Raw genomic sequence first — 18,469 nt, forward strand, 5'->3', positions numbered from 1 at the left:
AAATGCTTATCAAGATCTGCTTTAATCCAACCGATTTAAGAACTCCATGGTCGGACTGTCCTGGTAAAGTTCTTTTAGAGGAATCTTATGATAGGCAGAAATCTCTTCCGATGTCACACCGTAACGAATCAAGAGATCATAAATACGATTTAAATCATGACGTAATTCATCCGTAATGAGGACATTATCGCTCGTTTCTTTTGTTTTCCAATAATAAGAGGGTAGAACTTCCTTGGTTTCTATTAAAATAGTTTGCAATAAAGTTCCTCTATGACTATCCTTCTGAGAGATATCTGCTCCAAGTTCTAACATTTTTTTAAAAACCTTGAAGGATTGGTCAGCCTTTTCCTTAGACGAATACAACTGATATTGACCATTCCAACGTTTGATCATGCGCCTGCAGTCAAATACAGCTCTTCCACCGGCCGTTTGGATGACCGGTTGACAAAATGGATTCAGCTCTGTTGGTTCTTCGATAAAGTTAAGATCTGCCCCTCTATCAATGAGTAAGTCCGCAATATCTAAATGTCCCGATTTAATAGCGACTTGAAGAAGGGATTGGCCTTGATCTCTTTTAGGTTTGTCACCCGAAACAGCATTGACTTCTTCAGGCTTTCTATCCAATATCTGACGGACAGCCTCTATATCACCCCTTCTCAATAACTGAAAGGTTTTTTGCATGGTCTTTCCCCTCTCATATTACGGATCAGAATGACACTGTTGTTAAATTTTGTCCCATCTATGATTTCTTCGTTACATTGATTATATCACTTTACAGACTCCTATATGATGGATTGTGTCATTAGCTAAACAGTTTTATTTTATCACCTGATAAAAAAGAAACCTCCCATCGAAATTGGATGAGAGATTGAAAGCTTTTTTATGATTTTCGTATAGCTACTAGCCAAGAGGCTAATAGAATTTCAAAAATAACCAGAAGAATAATCTGAGTAAGTGAACTCTGAACTAGCATGAGAACAGCCAGACTATCGATCAGCATATGAGCGAGGATACAGGGAACAGCTCCTTTCGAATACTCCTTGAGAGCTCCAAATAGGAAGGTATTCCCTAAAATCATCAGGTAAAAAATGAGATAGTTGGACGAACCTGCTGTAATCCAAGGAAGTTGATAGATAGGGATATGCCAGAGGAACCAAACAAGGGAAAGTGCCATCATTTTAGATACAAAGTGCTTGCTAAAGGAAAGATGCTCTTGTAAAAACCAACGCCATCCAACTTCTTCTAGACCTCCATATAAAAAAGTCCATGGGAAATACAGGAAGAAGGCCAAGAGGGAGTTCCCTGTAATGCTAACATTCATGAGCAAGAATGAGATCCCATAATAGATGACTGGAATTAGCAAAGTTAGAAACCAAGTCTTGGTGCTCTCTTTCTGTAAAAAAGTTTGTTTGAAAAATTCTCCAAGGGATCTGGTTTCACCTAAGACGATGGAAAAGCAAATAGCCGTTATCATAGGAATCGAATTCATCAGGATGAAAAGCAAAGAGCCTCCCAAACTCCTTCCATCTGAGAAAAACCATAGTTCAACTTTGCCCTACTAGAAAAGTAGCAAGGAGGGCAGTTACCGAATACCAGAAGGCAACGCCTTGTTCTAAAAATATTTTTTTCATTTTTCCTCCGTAACGGGATAATCAATTAGATAGATTGCACCCTAATCCGCATCGACCCAAAGATGGTATTGTTCACAATGGAGACATCGAAAGAGGTAGCCACACATGTCACCATCCTTGACTAAGTATTCAGCCACATCCTGAAATTCATCACGCGCCTCATATTCTTCCAAAACTTGCTCTGCAATGCCCATCTCTTCCAGTTCACGAGTGCCAACTGTCCCCATATAGGCACAGTAGTCTTGGCAACAGGAGAGCCAATATTCGCCCTGCCAGCTACTATAGCCTGGAGTTTGACAGAAGAGGAGCTGGTCTTTTTCCTTATCCATTACCCCTTGCCAATCAGCATCTTGGATAAACTCTGCTTCAAACTTTTGGGCAGCACGACCAGTAGAAATACAAGTTGGACAAAGATGTCTTATCTCTTCTACACAATAAGGTCTCAGAGCATAATAGATGGTGTGATCTTCCCCACACGAAGGGCAGGTCTTAGGCTCGCCTTCCTTAAAGGAACCCGTCGCTAGTGGATCCGGATGATAGCGGAAGGTTGGCAATTCACTGACTTTCTCCTTATGAGCCTCTTTTTCTTTTTCGGTCAAGGGACGAGAGAGAGCAAAACGATCTCCATGACTATGACTCATCTTTTCTAAGGTAAAAAGTTTCTTAACTTGCTTACGATCTGACTTGTCGACAAGCCCCAAAAAGAGCGTATAAGCACTGGCATATAAGCCCAACTCTTGGTAGACATCCACCAAGACCTGCTTAGCTTCTGGAGTTTCCAGTAAGTTCAGCCGATCCGCAAATTCATAGAGAGCTAGGACGCTGGATGAATCCTTATCTTGCGCTTGGAACTGCTTTTTCAAGTGGATATATTCTTTCATAGAGTCGTTCATAGAATTGCTCACTTTCGTTTTTACAGAGAATTAAATCTTGGTGTCATTTCTATTCTAGCGCTGAAAATGTACTTTAAAGCCATACTTACCAGCATTTAGCTTGAGTTTTTCAACCAGCACTTCATTCCGCTTGCTTCTACCAAAAAAGAAAGGTATGGTCTTTCCATTTCTGAGTTCGATATAGAAAGCGTAGCGACTTCCACCACCAGCGCGACCACGAAGCAACAAGTAGCTTAGCTGCTTAATCTCTTTCAGTGGGATCATTCGCCGACTGAAACACCAAGGCTCATGAATGTAGAAGATACCATAGCTAATATGAAAAGGGGCAAAGAAGGGACCGCCACTACGTTTCACGATTAGTCTTCTTCTCAGGAAAAGGAGAAGACTGAAAAAGAGCAAGAAAACTAGCACAAATAGAATCGGAGCACTCTCCATCATCTTTCTAATTTCTAACACGCTACCCTGCATCCTCTATTTCATTTCAACCCATTTTTCATTGTCCATGATAAAGGGCTTGGCTAGACCTTCACCTGTGTAATCCTGGTATTTGGTCTCCAAGTATTTGTAGACATCTTCCTTGGTCGCAAACTTGATGGCTTGGTAGGGTTCTTCAAAGGTCAGCTTTTCGATAAAGAGGTAGCCGTCCTTGGTAGGAACCAAGACACCGACGTGACCGACAAAAAGGGAATTGCCATCTAGGTTATCATGAACGATAACGGAAAGCATGCGGGCATTTTCATTGAATTTGAAATTGGCAAAATACTCTTCCATCTTCTTGGCGTGAACCTTGACATCCGTTGTAGCTTCTGTCGGAACCCGTGAATAGAGAATGTTAAAGGCTTCCTTGTCTGCCTCATCGAAGACTTTCCCTTTTTCAATCGCATCATTGTCCACGAACAAGAGTTCACTATCCGCCTTTTGCTTAGGAATCTCGATGCGATTCTTCAACAAGGTATAACTATTGATCCGGCAGTTGGTTCCGACGAAATCTCCTTTTTTCTTGGTCCACAAGTCACTAATCTTCTCCACATCGTATTCCGTCTTTTTGAAAGTGCTAAAGTCGCCCGTCAAGCCAACAGATCCTACGATGTTATCATAGTCCGTTACGAGACCAAGAAACTTGTCTACACTCTCCTGATCCAAATAAGCAGACAAGAGAGCCCGCACTTCTTCGACACTTTCCTTGCTATTGAGGTTGCTGTATGTTCCCTTGTAGTGCTCCTTGTCTGAAGTGGCCTTTTGGACAGTGGAGCTTTCCCGCTTTTCCTTGGATTTCTTTTGGTTGGTCCCACAAGCCGCTAAAGCAAAGATCGCCAAAGCACAGCTAGTAAGGAGCATGATTTTTTTAGATGGTTTCATAGTTTGGTTCCTTTTCTATATACTAAGATGTTTTGTAACATGGAATCGCGTTGGACAACATGATTCATTTCTTTTTCCTATCGAATCTCCTTCTCCTATATTATAGTTTAAAACTGACTTAGCTCCAACTATTTTTCACGAAATGAGGAAACTTTATAGGTAGCAAAAAAAGAGCTGGCAGACTATCCAGCTCTTCAATGAATAATGAATCTTATTTAATCTTATGTTTGTTCATCTTTTCTTCAAAGATGGCTGTCATAATCTTGCGGAGCTCTTCTCCTTCTTTTTCAGGAAGTTCTCCTTGGCGTTTCGCCACCGCATAGAGTTCAGGGTATTGCTTGGCTACACGCTCAACAGTCTTGGTCGTCGCATGCCCTCTGACAAAGAAAGGAATGCGTTTGATCCATTCCTGCGGGACAAGAGCGAGCAACTTCTTCGCCGCTTCTTTATCAGAAATCTCAGCTGTACTCAAACCTTGGTTGATCTGTTCTTGTTCTTTTTCTGTAAAATCTTTTAATTCCATATGAATCTCCTTATTCTACTAATTTCTTTACCTAAGGACACATTATACACCTATGTAGGGAAAAGCACAATTAAAGGAACCGAAAAATAGAGCAGGGGTAAGTCATCCCTCACTCTATCTATTAGTCGTTAAATATTATGAAGTATAGTTATCTTCCATTTATTGTGGAGCATCTCCTTTTTGTTTTAAGTAATAGTCACTTTACTCTGTTAGTTTTTTATAGTAATAATCGTAACTCTTACTAAATTGTCTAATCTGGGGAATAGCCACTTCATAGTAGTGATGGTCGATCAAAAATATTTTCAGTTGATCTTATATATTTTCCATTGGACTTGTTTCGAAATCACCACTGTTCAAATAGCAATCATTAATAGAAATTGTGTCCTTATGCTTATTATGCCACTTTTCATAACTTTCTACCGCAGCTATCTTAGCTTCATTAACCTCTTTTAAGGTCTTTAAATAAATACTAGAACTATTGTCTAATCCAACAAATCTATTTTTGCATGTTCTATTGCGTACTCGGCTTCCTCTTGAGTAAATTTTCTATATTCAACAAGTTTTTCTAATAACCTTTCTTTCGAAATCTTGCCACTGTTTACATAAGATTCCGCTTCTTTCACAGCATTCTCCTTCCAATCGAAATTTACTTGTTCTACAGCATAGTCAGCCTCTTTTTGAGTAAATAGTGCAACATTTATCAGTTGCTCAACTAACTTTTCTTTTGAATAACGATACTTTTGAAGTGATTTTGCTGCTAAAACAGCCTGCTCTCTCCAGTCTATATTAAGCTTATATACAGCGTACTGGTTAGCGCCTTCTGAATAATTATAAATCTTTATTTTATTTTTGATAGCCTGCATCGAAATAGGAGAATCCGCTGACAGATTTTTAGCTGTTTCATATGCCCTTTTAAATTCTTTTTCTACTAAAGTTGGAGAAAAAAGTTTTTTAACAAGCAAATTAAATAATAATTCGAAATTATCATTATATTCATCAATTGGATTAGAGTATTTTTCTACAGGATAAGTTTCTTTTGTCCATGAATAACTCGAATGATTATGAGCATTCTCATAAGCTCTATCATAACTATTTAACATGAGAGATACAACTCCTACCATCAATACAAAAATCGTCAAAATAAATATCAAAAAATTTTTCATAATGAATACCTTTACTTGTTTTTAGTCAAATTAATTTGTTATTTTGTTCATAATAAAGCAATATTGTAAACTCTACGGTCTCATTCATACAGATACTTCCTAACTATGTGTATTTTTTCTATGAGGACAGAATAGACAATGTATCCTAGTCACCTTTTTGCTGGACTTGCGTATGGGCTAGCAGGTCTCCAAGATGCCTCTTATCTTTCCTAAACACCGTCATTGCCAGTAGCAAAACTGCGAGTAGAGTCGCTAAAATCGAGAGGATAATGGATAACACATCAAACTCACTATAGAAGCCATGAATTGTTCCCATATGACCGAGTTGCCAAGGTAAAAATTTAACGGAATTTCTGATCAAGCTAGCCTGTACTGTTTTTTTCTGGTAGATCAGTTTAAGTCCAGCTTTTGCCTTTCCAAAACTGCCATTTTTTGCATAATCCAAAAATATGAACAGGAGCGTGATTGGCAAAACAGAGGTAAAAAATACAAGCCACTGCGACTGAATTTCTGTAAACTCTGGGACGCCATTAAAAAAAATGAGGTAAATAAGCATAGAACCTAAAAACAGAAGCACTAAATAAGCTAGAATGAAAAGATAATCGAATAGAAATTCTATCATTCTTTTTTTTAACGAAATAGGATTGATTGCTAACATCTTCATCGCCGGCTCCTCCTTTCTCATCTCCAATTATAATATAAGGTTACGAATAAAGAAACCATTTATAAAAAAGAAGACTGCAATCTCTCAATTGCAGTCTTCATTCCTACTTATCTTCTCTATAAATAACAAAGCCATTTGGCTGAATGATCAATCGATTATCGGAAATACTCCCAAGACTGATCAGATCTGCCTGTCCTCTTTCTAAGACAAAATCTTTCTTGGAGTGGTTAAAGTAGGCTTTGAGCATGTTACCTTCATGCTGCCATTCTACTGCTACCACATCCGGTTCAACCTCTTCCAAGCTACCCTTACCATACTGAATCATGCCCGCTACTTCTTTTCGTACTTGGATCAAGTCCTTCATAAAGTTCAACATGTCATTGTCTGCTGACACGCGCTCCCAAGGCATGACACGGCGGCAATCTGGGTCTGGACCACCAATAAGGGCTAGCTCCGTTCCATAATAGATACAGGGCGTACCCCGTTGCAGATAAAGGAAGGCGAGAGCGGATTTGACGGACTGGAGATCACCTTTGGCCGTCGTCAGGATGCGCTCGGTATCATGCGAGTCCAAGAGATTAAACATAACCTCAGAGATCTGCTGCCTGTAATACATAGACTGGCTATTGATTTCCCAAATGAAGCGCTGGGTCTCCTTATGCCCTCGCAGGAAATAATCCTTGATACTTTCAGAGAGCGGGTAATTCATAACCGCATGGAACTCATCGCCATTGAGCCAAGGTTGGGACGAATGCCAGATTTCTCCGAGGATATAGAGGTCCGGTTTCTTGACCAAGACCGCCTTACGGAAATCTCGCCAAAATTGATGGTCGATTTCATTCGCCACATCCAAACGCCAAGCATCGATATCAAACTCTTCAATCCAGTATGTCGCCACCTTCAAGAGATAGTCTTTCACCTCTGGATTAGCCGTATTGAGCTTAGGCATATAGCCTGCAAAGGCAAAAGCATGGTAAGACAAGTTGCGACTATTCCACAGATTTTCTGAGGAGACAGGGAACTCTTTAATATGGAACCAGTCCTTGTAAATCGAATCCTCCCCGTATTTGACCACATCCTGCCATTGGGGTGAATCATAGCCAATATGGTTGAAGACAGCATCCAGCATGATCTTCATCCCACGCGCATGGGCCTCTTTCACTAGCTGGCGGAAGGTCTCCTTATCACCAAAATGCCGATCAATTTCAAAATAGTCAATGGTGTCGTACTTGTGATTGCTCGGAGATTCAAAAATTGGACAAAGGTAGAGCCCTGTAATCCCTAACTCCTGCAAGTAATCTAGGTGATCAATAATCCCTTGTAAATCCCCACCAAAGAAATCCAATATTTGAGAAGCAATTGATGCATCCCAAGGGCGAACGCCTTCCGGAGAAAGGGCTGGATTCCCATTGGCAAAGCGTTCTGGGAAAATTTGGTACCAAACCGTCTGCGCCACCCAATCTGGAACAGCACAACCATCAATCTCATGGATAAAAGGAAGCTTAAAGCCGTTCATGACGAAATCCAGGTTCTCCTTATTATAGGCTACCACACCTCGATCTCCATATAAGACCTTCTGTCCTTTTGTATCTTCTAATTCAAAGAGGTACTGGATCCGAGCATAGCCAACAGATACCGACACTTGCCAGTAATCAAATAGGTCGTCTGTTGTCACCTTGTCCATTTTCTTGGACGCCTCATATAGATCCTCTGCAAAAATAAAAGGATCCCCATAGTGTAAGACAATCCGTTTGATATCTTCTTTCTTGGTCCGGATGCGAATGTGGAGCTGACCGTCCTTATAAAGATAGGCATACTCCGATTCAGGCCTGTGATAAATAGCTGTTAATTCCATCTGTCTAGTCTCCTACGTTACTCTCTTTCTCATCATTTATCAGTTTATGCAAACGATTACATAAAATCATGTACTAGTATACAACTTTATGAAAAGGTTTGCAAGATCTTATAAGAGATAATTTTAGCCTTCTAACTTTTATGATTGTATTGCACACAAAAAGCCCAGTGATTGGGCTTAAAGATTTTTGTTGAAGCAATGACTTTACCTTATAAGCATCACTTTATACTGTTTCCTACTAAAATATACTATAGATCTATATTTCTGTTAATAGTTTATTGAACAGTTGTTCGAGCTTACTAGTATCTCCATAAACTGTTCCATCCATATATAAGTGATAGATATCATCATCTAAACCAATTGAAATTTCACATTCATAACCTTTCATCAAAGCTAAAGAACGGATAACTTCTCGTTGAGTACGACCATTTCCTTCTCGAAATGGGTGAAAATAATTTAGATTATCTAATATCTCAGCTAAACTTTTACAAATCTCAATTTTATTATTTGCGTTAAGTAAATAGTTTGAAAGCAAAGTATTTAAAAATTTTTCTGCCATATCAAAAGACTGAACTGGCATAAAAGCATTTCCACTTTTAGAGATATTTACTTGACGGTATTGACCTGCCCAAGTATACATTCCTTCAAAAAGAAACTTATGAATCTTTAAAATATCTGAAACAGTATTTACTTCAATTGGATTAATAAACAGTTTTAAACTTTGGCTTGCTACTAAACGATATTCTAATTCTCGTGCTTTATTATCATTTTTCTCATTAAATTTATTTATGAGAACAGATGAATGGGGATAGGTGTATAAATTATCAGGGTCTATATAATCATACCCATCATATATTTTTCTGACCATTATCCAACTCCTAATGCCACTGCCTCTTCTCTCAGTCGCTCCACGTCTTCTACCGTGGGATGCCATCCTTCAATCATATTGGTGCTCAGAGCAAACCAGACGCTCTTAAAAACCTTTTTGTTGTCAAAAACCACACCCATAATCATCATTTTTTCTTTATCTACATCTAAGGTCATATTCTACCTCCGTCCTATTATTATAGCATATTTTCAATCATTTTAGTTCTCCTATTTAATACCTACCCTACACAAAAAGCCCAATGATTGGGCTTTCTCATCATCAGAATAACTGATACTCATTCCTTACTCGTATGCCGCTTTCCAAGACTTAGTGCTTGCTCTTCTGACATTTGAACAACCTTAGAAAAATTAGTATTGCGAGGCATGCTGTCTAAAGAATACCAATAAACTTCCGCACTCCCATTTCTGGCTACATAAACTACTGGAGCCAGTTGACGAGTTGGCGCTGCAGGCTCTACAGGTTGAACTGGCTGTGCAGGTACTGCTGGCTGACTCGGTTGAGGGGCTTGACTTGGTTGCGTCTCTACAGAAGGACTAGCAGGTTGTGGTTGACTACTTGGTTCTGTCGGCACTAAAGATGGCTTGGCAGTTCCCTTCAGATAGTCAATGGTCGCATTCTTAGAGTAGTTGTCCAAGGTAACGGTGGTAATCCCATAAGCATCTACTGACTCTTTGGGACTACTTAAATTGATTGGTAGAAGGTTGCCATCTCGATCAATTCCTACATATTGCAAGGTCACCTGCCGAGGAATTAATTCATCACCAGTATAGACCGGAGTCACCTTGTAGTCCAGCCAATAATTGGGGTGGGTGGCTAGCCAGCTATCGAGTCGTTTCTCGTAGTAGAGCATGCCCTCCACATTGCTATCCGCTGTTCCTTTATAATTCCCCGTATTGGTCCAGGCAGTTAGAGGAACCAGATTTTTCCCTTCATTAGACAAGCCACTAAACTGATAGCCGATCAAATGCCCTCTATGGAACAACCAGGCCTTCTTCCCTTTGTTTCCATAGGACAGCTTATAATTATGCCAGCCAACTGGATTGTAGGTAAGCCGTGGCTCTCTTTTCTGCTTTGGTTCATCCTTGTCCTGCAGCTGAATATGAGCGGAGGTCGCACGACCCAAATGATCAAAATCCCCCAGTACTAGCTACTTATCGCCATTAAAAGGCAGTAGATGAAGACTCTGGTAATCGAGTCCAGTTTGCTCAGCTTGAGCCCCTTGAACAACGACCAAGGACATAAAAACCGATACTATCGCAACAATAACATTTTTCAAAAACCGTTTTGTAACCATGATTGAAACTCCCACATTTCTATCTAGTGATATTATAGCAGAAAAAAGCGGTTACAAAAAGATATTTTTTCAATAACTCTTGTTCATGACCTTACGTAACGATGTATAATAGGTATGAGGAGGTGGGTAATAATGGCTAAATATAGAGCTATCCCGGAAGGATTTATGACAGTTGGGGAACTTGCTAAGAAAATGGGGGTTACCGTCCGTACTTTACAATACTATGATAAAGAAGGGGTGCTTTCCCCATCGGCAGAAAGTGAGGGTGGTCGCAGGCTTTATACCGATAAAGACATAGTCCTACTCCATCAGATATTGTCTTTAAAATCATTAGGTTTTTCTCTCAAGGATATAAAAGGGCGTTTGATCTCTTTGAAAACACCTGATGATGTTGCTAAAGCTCTTACGGAGCAGGCAGATGTTCTTCGTAAAAATATAGAACAACTTAAGGATTCTTTGGTCGCACTAGAGCAGTTAAAGGCAGAGGTTTTACAAATACAGACGGTCAATTTTAAGAAATATGCAGACATCATCGTCAATCTACAGATGAAGAATGACTCCTACTCTCTTATCAAGCGCTTTGATGATGATACGCTCGACCAGATACGCAGTCGATTTGACAAGAAAAGCGGACAAGACTTTATGGACAGATTGAACCGCCTAAGTGATCAAATCGTGGAGCTTCAAAAAGAAGACGTACCAGCTGAAAGCGAACAAAGCCAACAGGTTGTGAAAGAATACTGGAGCTTGATTATGGAGTTTACAAATGGTGATATGAGCATGCTTCCGAAGTTAATGGAAATAGGTACTATTGATACCGCCTCAAACACTTGGGAAGAAAAGCAAAAAATCGTCAATGATTATATAGGGCCCGCTTTACAAGTCTATTTTTCAAGGCTTGGAACAAATCCCTTTGAGGAGGTGGAACCATGAAAGACGCGATAGAGATTTCTGGATTAAAGAAAAGTTATGGTAGCAATATGGTTCTTAGAGGTCTTGATTTTCAAATCAAACAAGGAGAAATATTTGCTCTGCTCGGAGTGAACGGAGCTGGTAAAACAACAACGCTTGAATGTATCGACGGTCTTAGAAAATATGATGAAGGCAAGATAGTTGTAAACGGTAAAACCGGAATTCAACTACAGTCCTCCTCTCTACCCGTCCACATCAAACCGATGGAAGCCATAAAGCTCTTTGCAAAATGGAATCATACATACATTGATGCTGCTATGCTAAAGGCCCTGGGCATAAAAGAAATTGAACAGTCACAATACATACAATTATCCACCGGTCAAAAAAGAAGATTACATCTTGCTCTAGCACTTATCAGCAATCCGGATATTTTATTTCTTGATGAGCCGACAGCGGGACTTGATGTTGAAGGACGACTATCTCTCCATGAACAAATCCGAAAGCTCAAATCACAAGGCAATACAATTGTTTTGGCAAGCCACGATATGGCCGAAGTTGAAACTTTATGTGACCGCATTGCCATTTTGAATAGTGGAAAGATTGTCTTTTGTGATAGTCCTTCAGAACTGACAGTAAAACTTGGAAGAAAATATTTCATCCATTTAAAAACACAGGAAGGGGAGGATACATATGAAACAGATACGATCGAGGATAGCTTAATTTCATTATTGGAAGAATGCAAACAGAAAAATATCCAGATATTGGATATCAAGGTTGATCGTGGCACACTGGAGCAGCATTTCATCGAAATGGCAAGGAGGGGATCGGAATGAATGGTTTTTTATATAGCCTAGCATTACAGTGGAAATTGGACATACGAAGTAAGTCTCTCTTGGTTACTTACTATATTGTACCGCTTATTTTCTTTCTTCTCATGGGTGGTATTTTTACTTCCGTTATGCCTGAAATGGATAGCACACTTATACAGTCAATGATTGTCATGAGTGTTTCTATGGGAGCCTTTCTCGGTTTACCGGCTTCCTTGATTGAAACATACGGAAGCGACATAAAAAAGATTTATAAAGCAAATGGTGTGCCTATTCACTTAGGATTGGTGACAATGGTTCTTTCTGCCTTTGTTCATTTGACAATGACTTGCATGGTCATCCTACTACTTGCTCCAATTTTATTTAGCGCAAGCCTACCGAGTCAACTTCCCTTATTCTTTCTCGCACTAGCTATCTATATTTTTGTATCGTTGAGTATCGGAAGTATACTGGGCCTTACTGTAAAAAATCAAGCAAAGCTGACCATGATAGCGCAACTTGTCTTTTTACCCTCAATTATGCTCTCAGGAATCATGTTTCCCATCACCTTACTGCCTGATTTTCTTCAAGCAATCGGACGTCTTTTCCCCGCTTCTTGGGGATACAGATTGATGCTAGAAAATGGTTTTAGTCTTGAAAATCTTTGGTATCTGATTCTTGTATCTTGCATTGCAATAATATCATCTTTCTTCCTGTTGAATAAACAAAAATCTAACTAGATGCCTGAATAATTCCATGGCAGCATTTACTTTAAAGCAAAAGCGAGAAAGATCGTAAAATCAAATGAAGAGAACACCAACAAAAAATCATCTGTTGGTGTTCTCTTCATTTTTAGATTTCTGAAAAAACCTCTTGTCCATGTATCAGGAGGTACCCTTTAACTCTATTTTTCATGAACATTGTTTTATAAACAGTAGATTGCAGTCTTAATATATATGGAGATACACAACTATCCTAAATCAACTTATATTCATACCACTCTTCATCTACTTTCTGAAATCCCAATGCCAAAAACATTCTTTGACTTTGAGTATTAAAAGGATAAATTTGAGCAGTTACCTTAACCATTTCTTTTTCTTTGGCCAGCTGTATCATTTCAGAAATACATCGTCTTCCGATCTGTAAATTTTGATACTCTTTGCTGATCACTATAGAAAGCTCTGAATTATCTTGAAGTGTCACATCTCCAACTAACACTCCCTCATATTGGATATAATAGCAAGATCCGTGTGAAGTTAGGTAATCATACATTTTATGAAGTTTTGTTAGATCGTAAATCTGATCAGTATTATCAACTTGTTTGCAAACCTCACTATCTTGATACCAAAGAAGGGAAATGTCATCATTCCTATAATAAGGAATAAGAGTGATCTGTTCGTCTACTATTCTATTCATTCTTACTTGTCTTATTTCTATTTTGACGTTTCTTCCGATACTTCAATATTCCCCATCAACCAATTGGACATCTTTTTGCCCTTGTCTTTATAAGGGTTGGGAGGAAACAAGGTGAAAGGGGGGATGCTGGCATCTGGGAAGAATAGTTCTACGCTTATCGTTCGCTCGCGATTATGATTGACGTAGGCTGTAAAATAGATATGGTAATGTCCGCTCACATCACCACCATTATCATACTCGCCCCTAGCAGTATTTGGTAATAAGGTCACAGATTCTATGCCCTGCTTTTCCTGGGCTAAGTGTGCGATGATCTCACTCTTAATAGCAGTCTCATGATTTCTGACGAAATTCCCATCATCACTGTATCCAGGATGCTCACTAAGAGAATAGAAAACAAGGACCATCAGAAAGGGTAGAGAAATTAAAAAAATAATCAGCTTATTGGATTTTAACATGTGGTTTCCTTACTAATTAGTTGGGAAGCAAAGCTATCTTGGTCAAAGTGAGTCGAGATGCCAAGTTTCCTCATCCTCAAAACCGTAGAATTTCTCATCAAGTAGCCAATTTCCATCCACCAATCTAAGTACAAACTGATGCTTCATTTCTAAAGCTTCTTGATAATGGGTGATGACTCTTGCTTCTTCAGCTTTTGTCATGATAAAATCTACAGAAAAATCATTCCTTTGAACATAGTTATACTCACTTGGGGAGCCATAAGAATTTCGAACTCCTCCTTCCAAGCATTTTTGAGTCACTCGTCCAGTTATAAGTTGTATTTGTCTATGAAAATAGTCATCCATAAGATCATTCCACAAAGGGTGAAGCTGATTAGATGGGATACCAAGGGCTTCTTTTTCCTTATCCAGTGCTCTGTTACGCTCAAAAATTTCCTCTTCTAATAAGGTTAAACTTTTGAGTAAATCAAGCAATGGTGTGATAATTATTTCTGCCATAGTTTGATATTTTTCAGGGGTATTTTTATAGTTCACTCTCATAATAAGCCTCTTAATCATCCTGGATTAATTGCTTTACTTCTATGTCTGAAAGTTGTCCATCCATGTAGAGTTTCCTAAGTAAATCTTTATCTACGGTAATTTCATAATAGTCAGTCACAAACTCATGAAATCTCTCAAAGCTATCAAAAAGGTAAGAGAGCAACCATTCTCCGCCATCCTGATCTTGGTAAGTGTGTTGATGCGCTTGACCGTCATACCAGATAAAGAAGGTTGTTTCATCTTTTTGGTCTTCAGAATAAAGTGAGAGATACTTTTCATCCAGTCCTTTATAAAAACCATCAATGACGTCTTGATTCCACTCGTCAGCACCAAACTGGCTTAAACTGCTTTCATGATCAAAACCTTTTATGAGGATCATTTTATCAGTCAAAATCACATTTAAAGAATCACCAGAGCCATTGTCAATAAGGTAGCGGAGTCCATAGTCTTCCTCAGACTTAATCACAAGTCTGAGCCAATCCTCACTCGGATCTGTTAGAAACTCATCAATGACCAGCAAGGCATCTAAGCGAGTCTTTATCTTGTCCCAATCAATCTTTCTCATCTCAAAAACCTCCACCTTATTCTTGCATTTTATCAAGATCACAAGCCCTATAACGAGCTGTTAGATAGCCTGAAAAGCTAATCTGAGGGATATTCCACTCATTGGGCAAATAAAGCGAACAATCTACCTGATCACCTAGAGGGGAACTTGCTGAGAAGACATATCTTCCCAAATCCTCATTATTAGGATTTCTTTCAACTTGACCCAATCTGCTAGTATTGAACCAGTCTTTAAACAGTAACCAGATTTGCTCGGCATCTTCGTTTAATAGGGAGACTTTCAAGTTGTAGCTAATTCCGACCCTAGATCTTTTTTTGAATCCTGACTCATCAGCCTTACAAACTTTTATCGATCCCTTGTCATACTGCCAGTTATCACTATCTAATAGGGGAAATTGAACAGATAGATTGTCTTTAAATCCCTGCATAGTATCAAATAAATCTTTGGAGGCGGCTTCGAATAATTCTAGTTCTTCCATAGTCTTCTCTTTAATTTTCATAGCTAATCACATTTCGATTTAATCTGCATCGACCCAGATCTGGTATTTTTGACAGTGGAGACATCTGAAAAGGTAGCCACAGAGAGAGCCATCCTTAACCAAGTATTCTTCAATATCTTGAAATTCTTCACGAGCTTCATAGTCTGCCAAGACTTGCTCAGCGATTCCCATGGCCTTCAATTCTCGAGTTCCAACTGTACCCAAGTAAGCACAATAATCTTGGCAACAAGAAAGCCAATATTCTCCCTGCCAACTTATGTAACCTGGAGTCTGGCAAAAAAGAAGCTTATCTTTTTCTGGATCCAATTCACCCTGCCACTCGGCATCTTGGATAAATTCCGCATCAAATTTCTTGGCTGCTAGCCCATTTGCAATACAAAACGGACAAAGATTTTCTATGTTGTCAATACAATAAGGCATCAAGTCATAATATATATTGTTTTCTTTCCCACAAGATGGACAAACCTTGGCTTCTCCTTCAACAAATGAACCTGTAGCTAAGGGATCTGGATGATAGAGGAAATGAGGCAAGTTTTTTAACAAGTCCTGTCTTTGCTTCTTCTCTTCTTTTCTTAGAGGACGAGGAAGGGCAAAACGATCGCCATGACTCTGACTCATTTCTTGTAAACGGCTCAGTTTCTTTAATTGTTTTCGGTCTGGTTTATCTAAGATTTCGGTAAATAAGCTATAGGCACTAGTGTAGAGACCCAATTGGTCATAGAGGTCAACTAAGACTTTTTTAGATTCTAAATCCTCAGACTTAGCTAATTCATCAGCCAAATCATAGAGTGCCGCAACACTGGAAGAATTTCCATCTTGTTCCAGGTATTGCTTTTTTAAAGTAATATACTTTTCTAGAAATGGATTCATGGGACTACCTTTCTAATGGAATATAAAAAACTTAACAAATAGTCACTAAGACATTCCCCTTGTGGTTTAAGATTTCCTTGTAAAAGTCTTTCATTTTGACAAAGTAGGTTAAAATATCATCCTTGATTTCATCCTCTTCCTCAAGATAATCCCAAATATCTGGATAGAGGTCAGCTTTTTTACAAGCATCCATACTAAAGTCTTTCAAAGCCTTGTCCATATCAAATTCTTCTAAAGCTTGACTGATAGCCGCTATTCTCGATTTTTCAGTATAGGCGATATATTCAGATACATCCTCTAAAGGGGTCACCCCTAATACTGCTTCTCTCAAGGGATTGTCATCCAAGAATTCTGAACTACTAAATCCTGTCATGACAAAGAGAAGTGCATCCCATATCTTATCAATATCTATTAAGATATCATGATTATCAGCGGAATTCTCAGCAAAATCTAACAAGTCATCTTCTTGGTTAGAAAGACCTTTTATTTGTTCTAATTCATTGTCTGGTAAATATTGATAATTGGCAATCATTCCCATGATTTTTCTCCTTTGAATCTTGTAGGATAATACTGATGTTTTTACCTCTCTTTTATAGAAAATGCTATAATGGAGCTAAGAAATTGTTTTATTGATGTTAAATAGGGGGAATAGTCATGTTCACTAATATTGTTTTAGGGTTTTATGCTCTTTTCTTTCTATCCTTATCCTTTACTATCTATCTCTATATCAGACTCGTAGTTGCGGTCAGACAAGGGAAAGATGTCCCAAAATGGATCTATAAACTTGGCCAAGCTGTTCAAGGAAGAATTCACGTTGACTATGAAGAAATCACTGATGCTAATGCCCTTAAAGAGATTCATTGGTTCTTGCTAATCTATTTAATCGTAAATCTACTCGTATTGGCTGGCTTCTACTGTCATGGCAAGAGCTTTCCTCAAGCCATTTATGAATGTTTGAAAAAACAATTTTTCATCGTACTTATTAGTATGATTTTAAAAAGTATTGTCAAATTTGTTGTTCTAGCTATAAGCAAAAACTTTCATAACAGTCATGTCTATGCATCAACCAACGCTTTTATCGGGACAGCTTTTTTAACGAGTTATGTTTTTATGTTTTGCATGATGATGAGTGGCCTTCCAGCTCAACCTGTTCCAGTAACCATTCAAGATACCACTATCATTATCGGGGAGACCAAGGCTTCCGAGCTTTTAGACCAAGGCTATACCTTTGGAGATAAAGGCGCAGAGAGCTCCATCACTAATCCCAAAAACGACCACTTCTACTACGGTCAGCTTCTCGAAGTCAAGCGGGATAATCAGTCCTTTGGCTTTATGAGCCTTACCCCCACAGGTAAGGATACTGATCAGCTCAAAAACTGCGTCATCACCTATTACAGAACACCTAAGGATAACAAGCAACTAGAAGAAATTTCCATCAATCATGTCAAGCTAGCAAATCTCAAGCTCCAAGATTTTCAAACACGAAAATTAATCGATATCTTTGAAGTCAATCCAGCTGATTATAACGTCTCTGATAAAGATACCAACTTTATCCTAACCATCCAAACAGCAGATTACGACCTCTGGAAAAGATACCGTATTGAATCCAAGTTCAATTCAGATGGTTCGATTGATAGCTATGGAGTCAGAGCCCAACATAGCATGTGGGAATGATGGAGTGTTATCTTTAGTCATTAGTAAGCATATAATCAAATAGATGAGCGTTTAGACTCTCCTACTTGATTTTATGCTTATTCATTTTCTCTTGGAAAATATCTGTAAGAGTTTGTCGCAATTCTTGAGCTTCCCTTTCGGGAAGTTGGCCTTCTTGTTCAGTTACAGCATACAACTCCGGATACTCGAGCAATACTCTCTTAACAGTACGTGTAATGGCATGTTTTCTAACATAAAATGGAATCCGTTTAATCATATCTTGAGGAATTAATGCGATAATTTTGTCAGCAGTTTCCTTATCGTTCAGCTTAGAGAAAGTTAGTCCCTTTTTAATCATTTCTTGTTCTTGTTTCGTAAAATCTTGTAATTCCATTTTTTTCTCCTTATCTTTAACAACTTGTTTTTGTATTAGAGCTATTCTCACTATTCTTGAAAATAGTTTATCTAGATACTCACGTGTA

General features: G+C 38.7%; 22 protein-coding genes and 2 pseudogenes. 4 read left to right on the plus strand and 20 right to left on the minus strand.

Features of this window, described 5'->3' with window-relative positions; translation table 11 throughout:
* Positions 1 to 21: 21 nt before the first annotated feature.
* The 12 genes and pseudogenes from SM121_RS07455 to SM121_RS07510 all read right to left on the minus strand — a co-directional run bounded on the left by SM121_RS07455 (position 22) and on the right by SM121_RS07510 (position 10,271).
* Positions 22 to 681, minus strand: coding sequence for an ankyrin repeat domain-containing protein (locus tag SM121_RS07455; RefSeq protein WP_223344400.1), 660 nt, complete (start codon positions 679 to 681; stop codon positions 22 to 24).
* A gap of 199 nt (positions 682 to 880) precedes the next feature.
* Positions 881 to 1,631: pseudogene (locus SM121_RS07460) on the minus strand (CPBP family glutamic-type intramembrane protease).
* A 41-nt stretch (positions 1,632 to 1,672) separates the two neighbouring features.
* A complete protein-coding gene (locus SM121_RS07465) occupies positions 1,673 to 2,524 on the minus strand; it encodes a CbrC family protein (RefSeq protein ID WP_023026895.1) in 852 nt (283 codons plus the stop codon).
* Between the two features lie 54 nt (positions 2,525 to 2,578).
* Positions 2,579 to 2,992 carry a hypothetical protein gene (locus SM121_RS07470; protein ID WP_023026896.1) on the minus strand — a complete coding sequence of 138 codons (414 nt, stop codon included), beginning with the start codon at positions 2,990 to 2,992 and terminating at the stop codon, positions 2,579 to 2,581.
* Between the two features lie 3 nt (positions 2,993 to 2,995).
* Complete coding sequence (locus SM121_RS07475; protein WP_320910761.1) at positions 2,996 to 3,883, minus strand: DUF4300 family protein; 888 nt, start codon at positions 3,881 to 3,883, stop codon at positions 2,996 to 2,998.
* 211 nt (positions 3,884 to 4,094) lie between these two features.
* Positions 4,095 to 4,406, minus strand: coding sequence for a hypothetical protein (locus tag SM121_RS07480; RefSeq protein ID WP_003012260.1), 312 nt, complete (start codon positions 4,404 to 4,406; stop codon positions 4,095 to 4,097).
* Between the two features lie 482 nt (positions 4,407 to 4,888).
* Positions 4,889 to 5,506, minus strand: coding sequence for an Ltp family lipoprotein (locus SM121_RS07485; protein ID WP_270285369.1), 618 nt, complete (start codon positions 5,504 to 5,506; stop codon positions 4,889 to 4,891).
* Positions 5,507 to 5,714: 208 nt separating this feature from the next.
* Positions 5,715 to 6,233 carry an RDD family protein gene (locus SM121_RS07490; protein ID WP_407073051.1) on the minus strand — a complete coding sequence of 173 codons (519 nt, stop codon included), beginning with the start codon at positions 6,231 to 6,233 and terminating at the stop codon, positions 5,715 to 5,717.
* A 103-nt stretch (positions 6,234 to 6,336) separates the two neighbouring features.
* Complete coding sequence (locus tag SM121_RS07495; RefSeq protein ID WP_320910763.1) at positions 6,337 to 8,088, minus strand: glycoside hydrolase family 13 protein; 1,752 nt, start codon at positions 8,086 to 8,088, stop codon at positions 6,337 to 6,339.
* Positions 8,089 to 8,344: 256 nt separating this feature from the next.
* Positions 8,345 to 8,956: a Fic/DOC family protein gene (locus SM121_RS07500; RefSeq protein ID WP_023023568.1), complete on the minus strand. Its 612-nt coding sequence runs from the start codon at positions 8,954 to 8,956 to the stop codon at positions 8,345 to 8,347.
* Positions 8,956 to 9,132 carry a hypothetical protein gene (locus tag SM121_RS07505; protein WP_023023570.1) on the minus strand — a complete coding sequence of 59 codons (177 nt, stop codon included), beginning with the start codon at positions 9,130 to 9,132 and terminating at the stop codon, positions 8,956 to 8,958. The genes SM121_RS07500 and SM121_RS07505 overlap by 1 nt, the downstream gene beginning before the upstream one ends.
* 119 nt (positions 9,133 to 9,251) lie before the next feature.
* Positions 9,252 to 10,271: pseudogene (locus SM121_RS07510) on the minus strand (DNA/RNA non-specific endonuclease).
* A 129-nt stretch (positions 10,272 to 10,400) separates the two neighbouring features.
* On the opposite strand from SM121_RS07510, the gene SM121_RS07515 reads away from it, so the two are divergent.
* Genes SM121_RS07515 through SM121_RS07525 form a run of 3 tightly spaced genes read left to right on the plus strand, consistent with a single transcriptional unit; the run spans position 10,401 to position 12,729 of the window.
* A complete protein-coding gene (locus SM121_RS07515; RefSeq protein ID WP_455431242.1) occupies positions 10,401 to 11,204 on the plus strand; it encodes a MerR family transcriptional regulator in 804 nt (267 codons plus the stop codon).
* A complete protein-coding gene (locus SM121_RS07520) occupies positions 11,201 to 12,016 on the plus strand; it encodes an ABC transporter ATP-binding protein (RefSeq protein WP_320910765.1) in 816 nt (271 codons plus the stop codon). The genes SM121_RS07515 and SM121_RS07520 overlap by 4 nt, the downstream gene beginning before the upstream one ends.
* Positions 12,013 to 12,729, plus strand: coding sequence for an ABC transporter permease (locus tag SM121_RS07525; RefSeq protein WP_320910766.1), 717 nt, complete (start codon positions 12,013 to 12,015; stop codon positions 12,727 to 12,729). The genes SM121_RS07520 and SM121_RS07525 overlap by 4 nt, the downstream gene beginning before the upstream one ends.
* 235 nt (positions 12,730 to 12,964) lie before the next feature.
* Here the strand turns inward: SM121_RS07525 and SM121_RS07530 are convergent, their stop codons facing one another.
* The 7 genes from SM121_RS07530 to SM121_RS07560 are packed head-to-tail and all read right to left on the minus strand — an operon-like array spanning position 12,965 to position 16,872.
* On the minus strand, positions 12,965 to 13,405 hold the full coding sequence (locus SM121_RS07530; protein ID WP_320910767.1) for a GNAT family N-acetyltransferase: 441 nt from the start codon (positions 13,403 to 13,405) through the stop codon (positions 12,965 to 12,967).
* Positions 13,406 to 13,422: 17 nt separating this feature from the next.
* Positions 13,423 to 13,860 (minus strand): hypothetical protein, encoded by a 438-nt coding sequence (locus SM121_RS07535; RefSeq protein WP_320910768.1) that lies wholly within the window; start codon positions 13,858 to 13,860, stop codon positions 13,423 to 13,425.
* 42 nt (positions 13,861 to 13,902) lie between these two features.
* Entirely contained in the window at positions 13,903 to 14,400 is a 498-nt protein-coding gene (locus tag SM121_RS07540) for a hypothetical protein (RefSeq protein ID WP_320910769.1), read from the minus strand.
* A gap of 10 nt (positions 14,401 to 14,410) precedes the next feature.
* Positions 14,411 to 14,965: a hypothetical protein gene (locus SM121_RS07545; protein ID WP_320910770.1), complete on the minus strand. Its 555-nt coding sequence runs from the start codon at positions 14,963 to 14,965 to the stop codon at positions 14,411 to 14,413.
* Positions 14,966 to 14,981: 16 nt separating this feature from the next.
* The gene (locus SM121_RS07550; protein ID WP_320910771.1) at positions 14,982 to 15,464 is read right to left on the minus strand and encodes a hypothetical protein; all 483 of its coding nucleotides are present in this window, start codon (positions 15,462 to 15,464) and stop codon (positions 14,982 to 14,984) included.
* Between the two features lie 18 nt (positions 15,465 to 15,482).
* Positions 15,483 to 16,334: a CbrC family protein gene (locus SM121_RS07555; protein WP_320910772.1), complete on the minus strand. Its 852-nt coding sequence runs from the start codon at positions 16,332 to 16,334 to the stop codon at positions 15,483 to 15,485.
* A gap of 31 nt (positions 16,335 to 16,365) precedes the next feature.
* The gene (locus tag SM121_RS07560; RefSeq protein WP_320910773.1) at positions 16,366 to 16,872 is read right to left on the minus strand and encodes a YfbM family protein; all 507 of its coding nucleotides are present in this window, start codon (positions 16,870 to 16,872) and stop codon (positions 16,366 to 16,368) included.
* 116 nt (positions 16,873 to 16,988) lie between these two features.
* Between SM121_RS07560 and SM121_RS07565 the strand changes: the two genes are divergently transcribed.
* Positions 16,989 to 18,008, plus strand: a complete 1,020-nt coding sequence (locus tag SM121_RS07565) for a hypothetical protein (protein ID WP_320910774.1) — start codon at positions 16,989 to 16,991, stop codon at positions 18,006 to 18,008.
* Between the two features lie 61 nt (positions 18,009 to 18,069).
* On the opposite strand, the gene SM121_RS07570 is transcribed toward SM121_RS07565, so the two are convergent.
* The gene (locus tag SM121_RS07570) at positions 18,070 to 18,381 is read right to left on the minus strand and encodes a hypothetical protein (protein ID WP_320910775.1); all 312 of its coding nucleotides are present in this window, start codon (positions 18,379 to 18,381) and stop codon (positions 18,070 to 18,072) included.
* Positions 18,382 to 18,469 lie beyond the last annotated feature (88 nt).

Source organism: Streptococcus sp. S1 (assembly GCF_034137685.1).
GTDB lineage: Bacteria > Bacillota > Bacilli > Lactobacillales > Streptococcaceae > Streptococcus > Streptococcus dentalis.

Bases quoted from the DNA above. Each gene is read 5' to 3' on its own strand.
- SM121_RS07485 (WP_270285369.1), bottom strand. From the start codon at position 5,506: ATGTTAAATAGTTATGATAGAGCTTATGAGAATGCTCATAATCATTCG.
- SM121_RS07550 (WP_320910771.1), bottom strand. From the start codon at position 15,464: ATGAAAATTAAAGAGAAGACTATGGAAGAACTAGAATTATTCGAAGCC.
- SM121_RS07470 (WP_023026896.1), bottom strand. From the start codon at position 2,992: ATGCAGGGTAGCGTGTTAGAAATTAGAAAGATGATGGAGAGTGCTCCG.
- SM121_RS07495 (WP_320910763.1), bottom strand. From the start codon at position 8,088: ATGGAATTAACAGCTATTTATCACAGGCCTGAATCGGAGTATGCCTAT.
- SM121_RS07505 (WP_023023570.1), bottom strand. From the start codon at position 9,132: ATGACCTTAGATGTAGATAAAGAAAAAATGATGATTATGGGTGTGGTT.
- SM121_RS07455 (WP_223344400.1), bottom strand. From the start codon at position 681: ATGCAAAAAACCTTTCAGTTATTGAGAAGGGGTGATATAGAGGCTGTC.
- SM121_RS07535 (WP_320910768.1), bottom strand. From the start codon at position 13,860: ATGTTAAAATCCAATAAGCTGATTATTTTTTTAATTTCTCTACCCTTT.
- SM121_RS07565 (WP_320910774.1), top strand. From the start codon at position 16,989: ATGTTCACTAATATTGTTTTAGGGTTTTATGCTCTTTTCTTTCTATCC.
- SM121_RS07530 (WP_320910767.1), bottom strand. From the start codon at position 13,405: ATGAATAGAATAGTAGACGAACAGATCACTCTTATTCCTTATTATAGG.
- SM121_RS07560 (WP_320910773.1), bottom strand. From the start codon at position 16,872: ATGGGAATGATTGCCAATTATCAATATTTACCAGACAATGAATTAGAA.
- SM121_RS07520 (WP_320910765.1), top strand. From the start codon at position 11,201: ATGAAAGACGCGATAGAGATTTCTGGATTAAAGAAAAGTTATGGTAGC.
- SM121_RS07500 (WP_023023568.1), bottom strand. From the start codon at position 8,956: ATGGTCAGAAAAATATATGATGGGTATGATTATATAGACCCTGATAAT.
- SM121_RS07490 (WP_407073051.1), bottom strand. From the start codon at position 6,233: ATGAAGATGTTAGCAATCAATCCTATTTCGTTAAAAAAAAGAATGATA.
- SM121_RS07525 (WP_320910766.1), top strand. From the start codon at position 12,013: ATGAATGGTTTTTTATATAGCCTAGCATTACAGTGGAAATTGGACATA.
- SM121_RS07475 (WP_320910761.1), bottom strand. From the start codon at position 3,883: ATGAAACCATCTAAAAAAATCATGCTCCTTACTAGCTGTGCTTTGGCG.
- SM121_RS07545 (WP_320910770.1), bottom strand. From the start codon at position 14,965: ATGAGAAAGATTGATTGGGACAAGATAAAGACTCGCTTAGATGCCTTG.
- SM121_RS07555 (WP_320910772.1), bottom strand. From the start codon at position 16,334: ATGAATCCATTTCTAGAAAAGTATATTACTTTAAAAAAGCAATACCTG.
- SM121_RS07570 (WP_320910775.1), bottom strand. From the start codon at position 18,381: ATGGAATTACAAGATTTTACGAAACAAGAACAAGAAATGATTAAAAAG.
- SM121_RS07465 (WP_023026895.1), bottom strand. From the start codon at position 2,524: ATGAACGACTCTATGAAAGAATATATCCACTTGAAAAAGCAGTTCCAA.
- SM121_RS07480 (WP_003012260.1), bottom strand. From the start codon at position 4,406: ATGGAATTAAAAGATTTTACAGAAAAAGAACAAGAACAGATCAACCAA.
- SM121_RS07540 (WP_320910769.1), bottom strand. From the start codon at position 14,400: ATGAGAGTGAACTATAAAAATACCCCTGAAAAATATCAAACTATGGCA.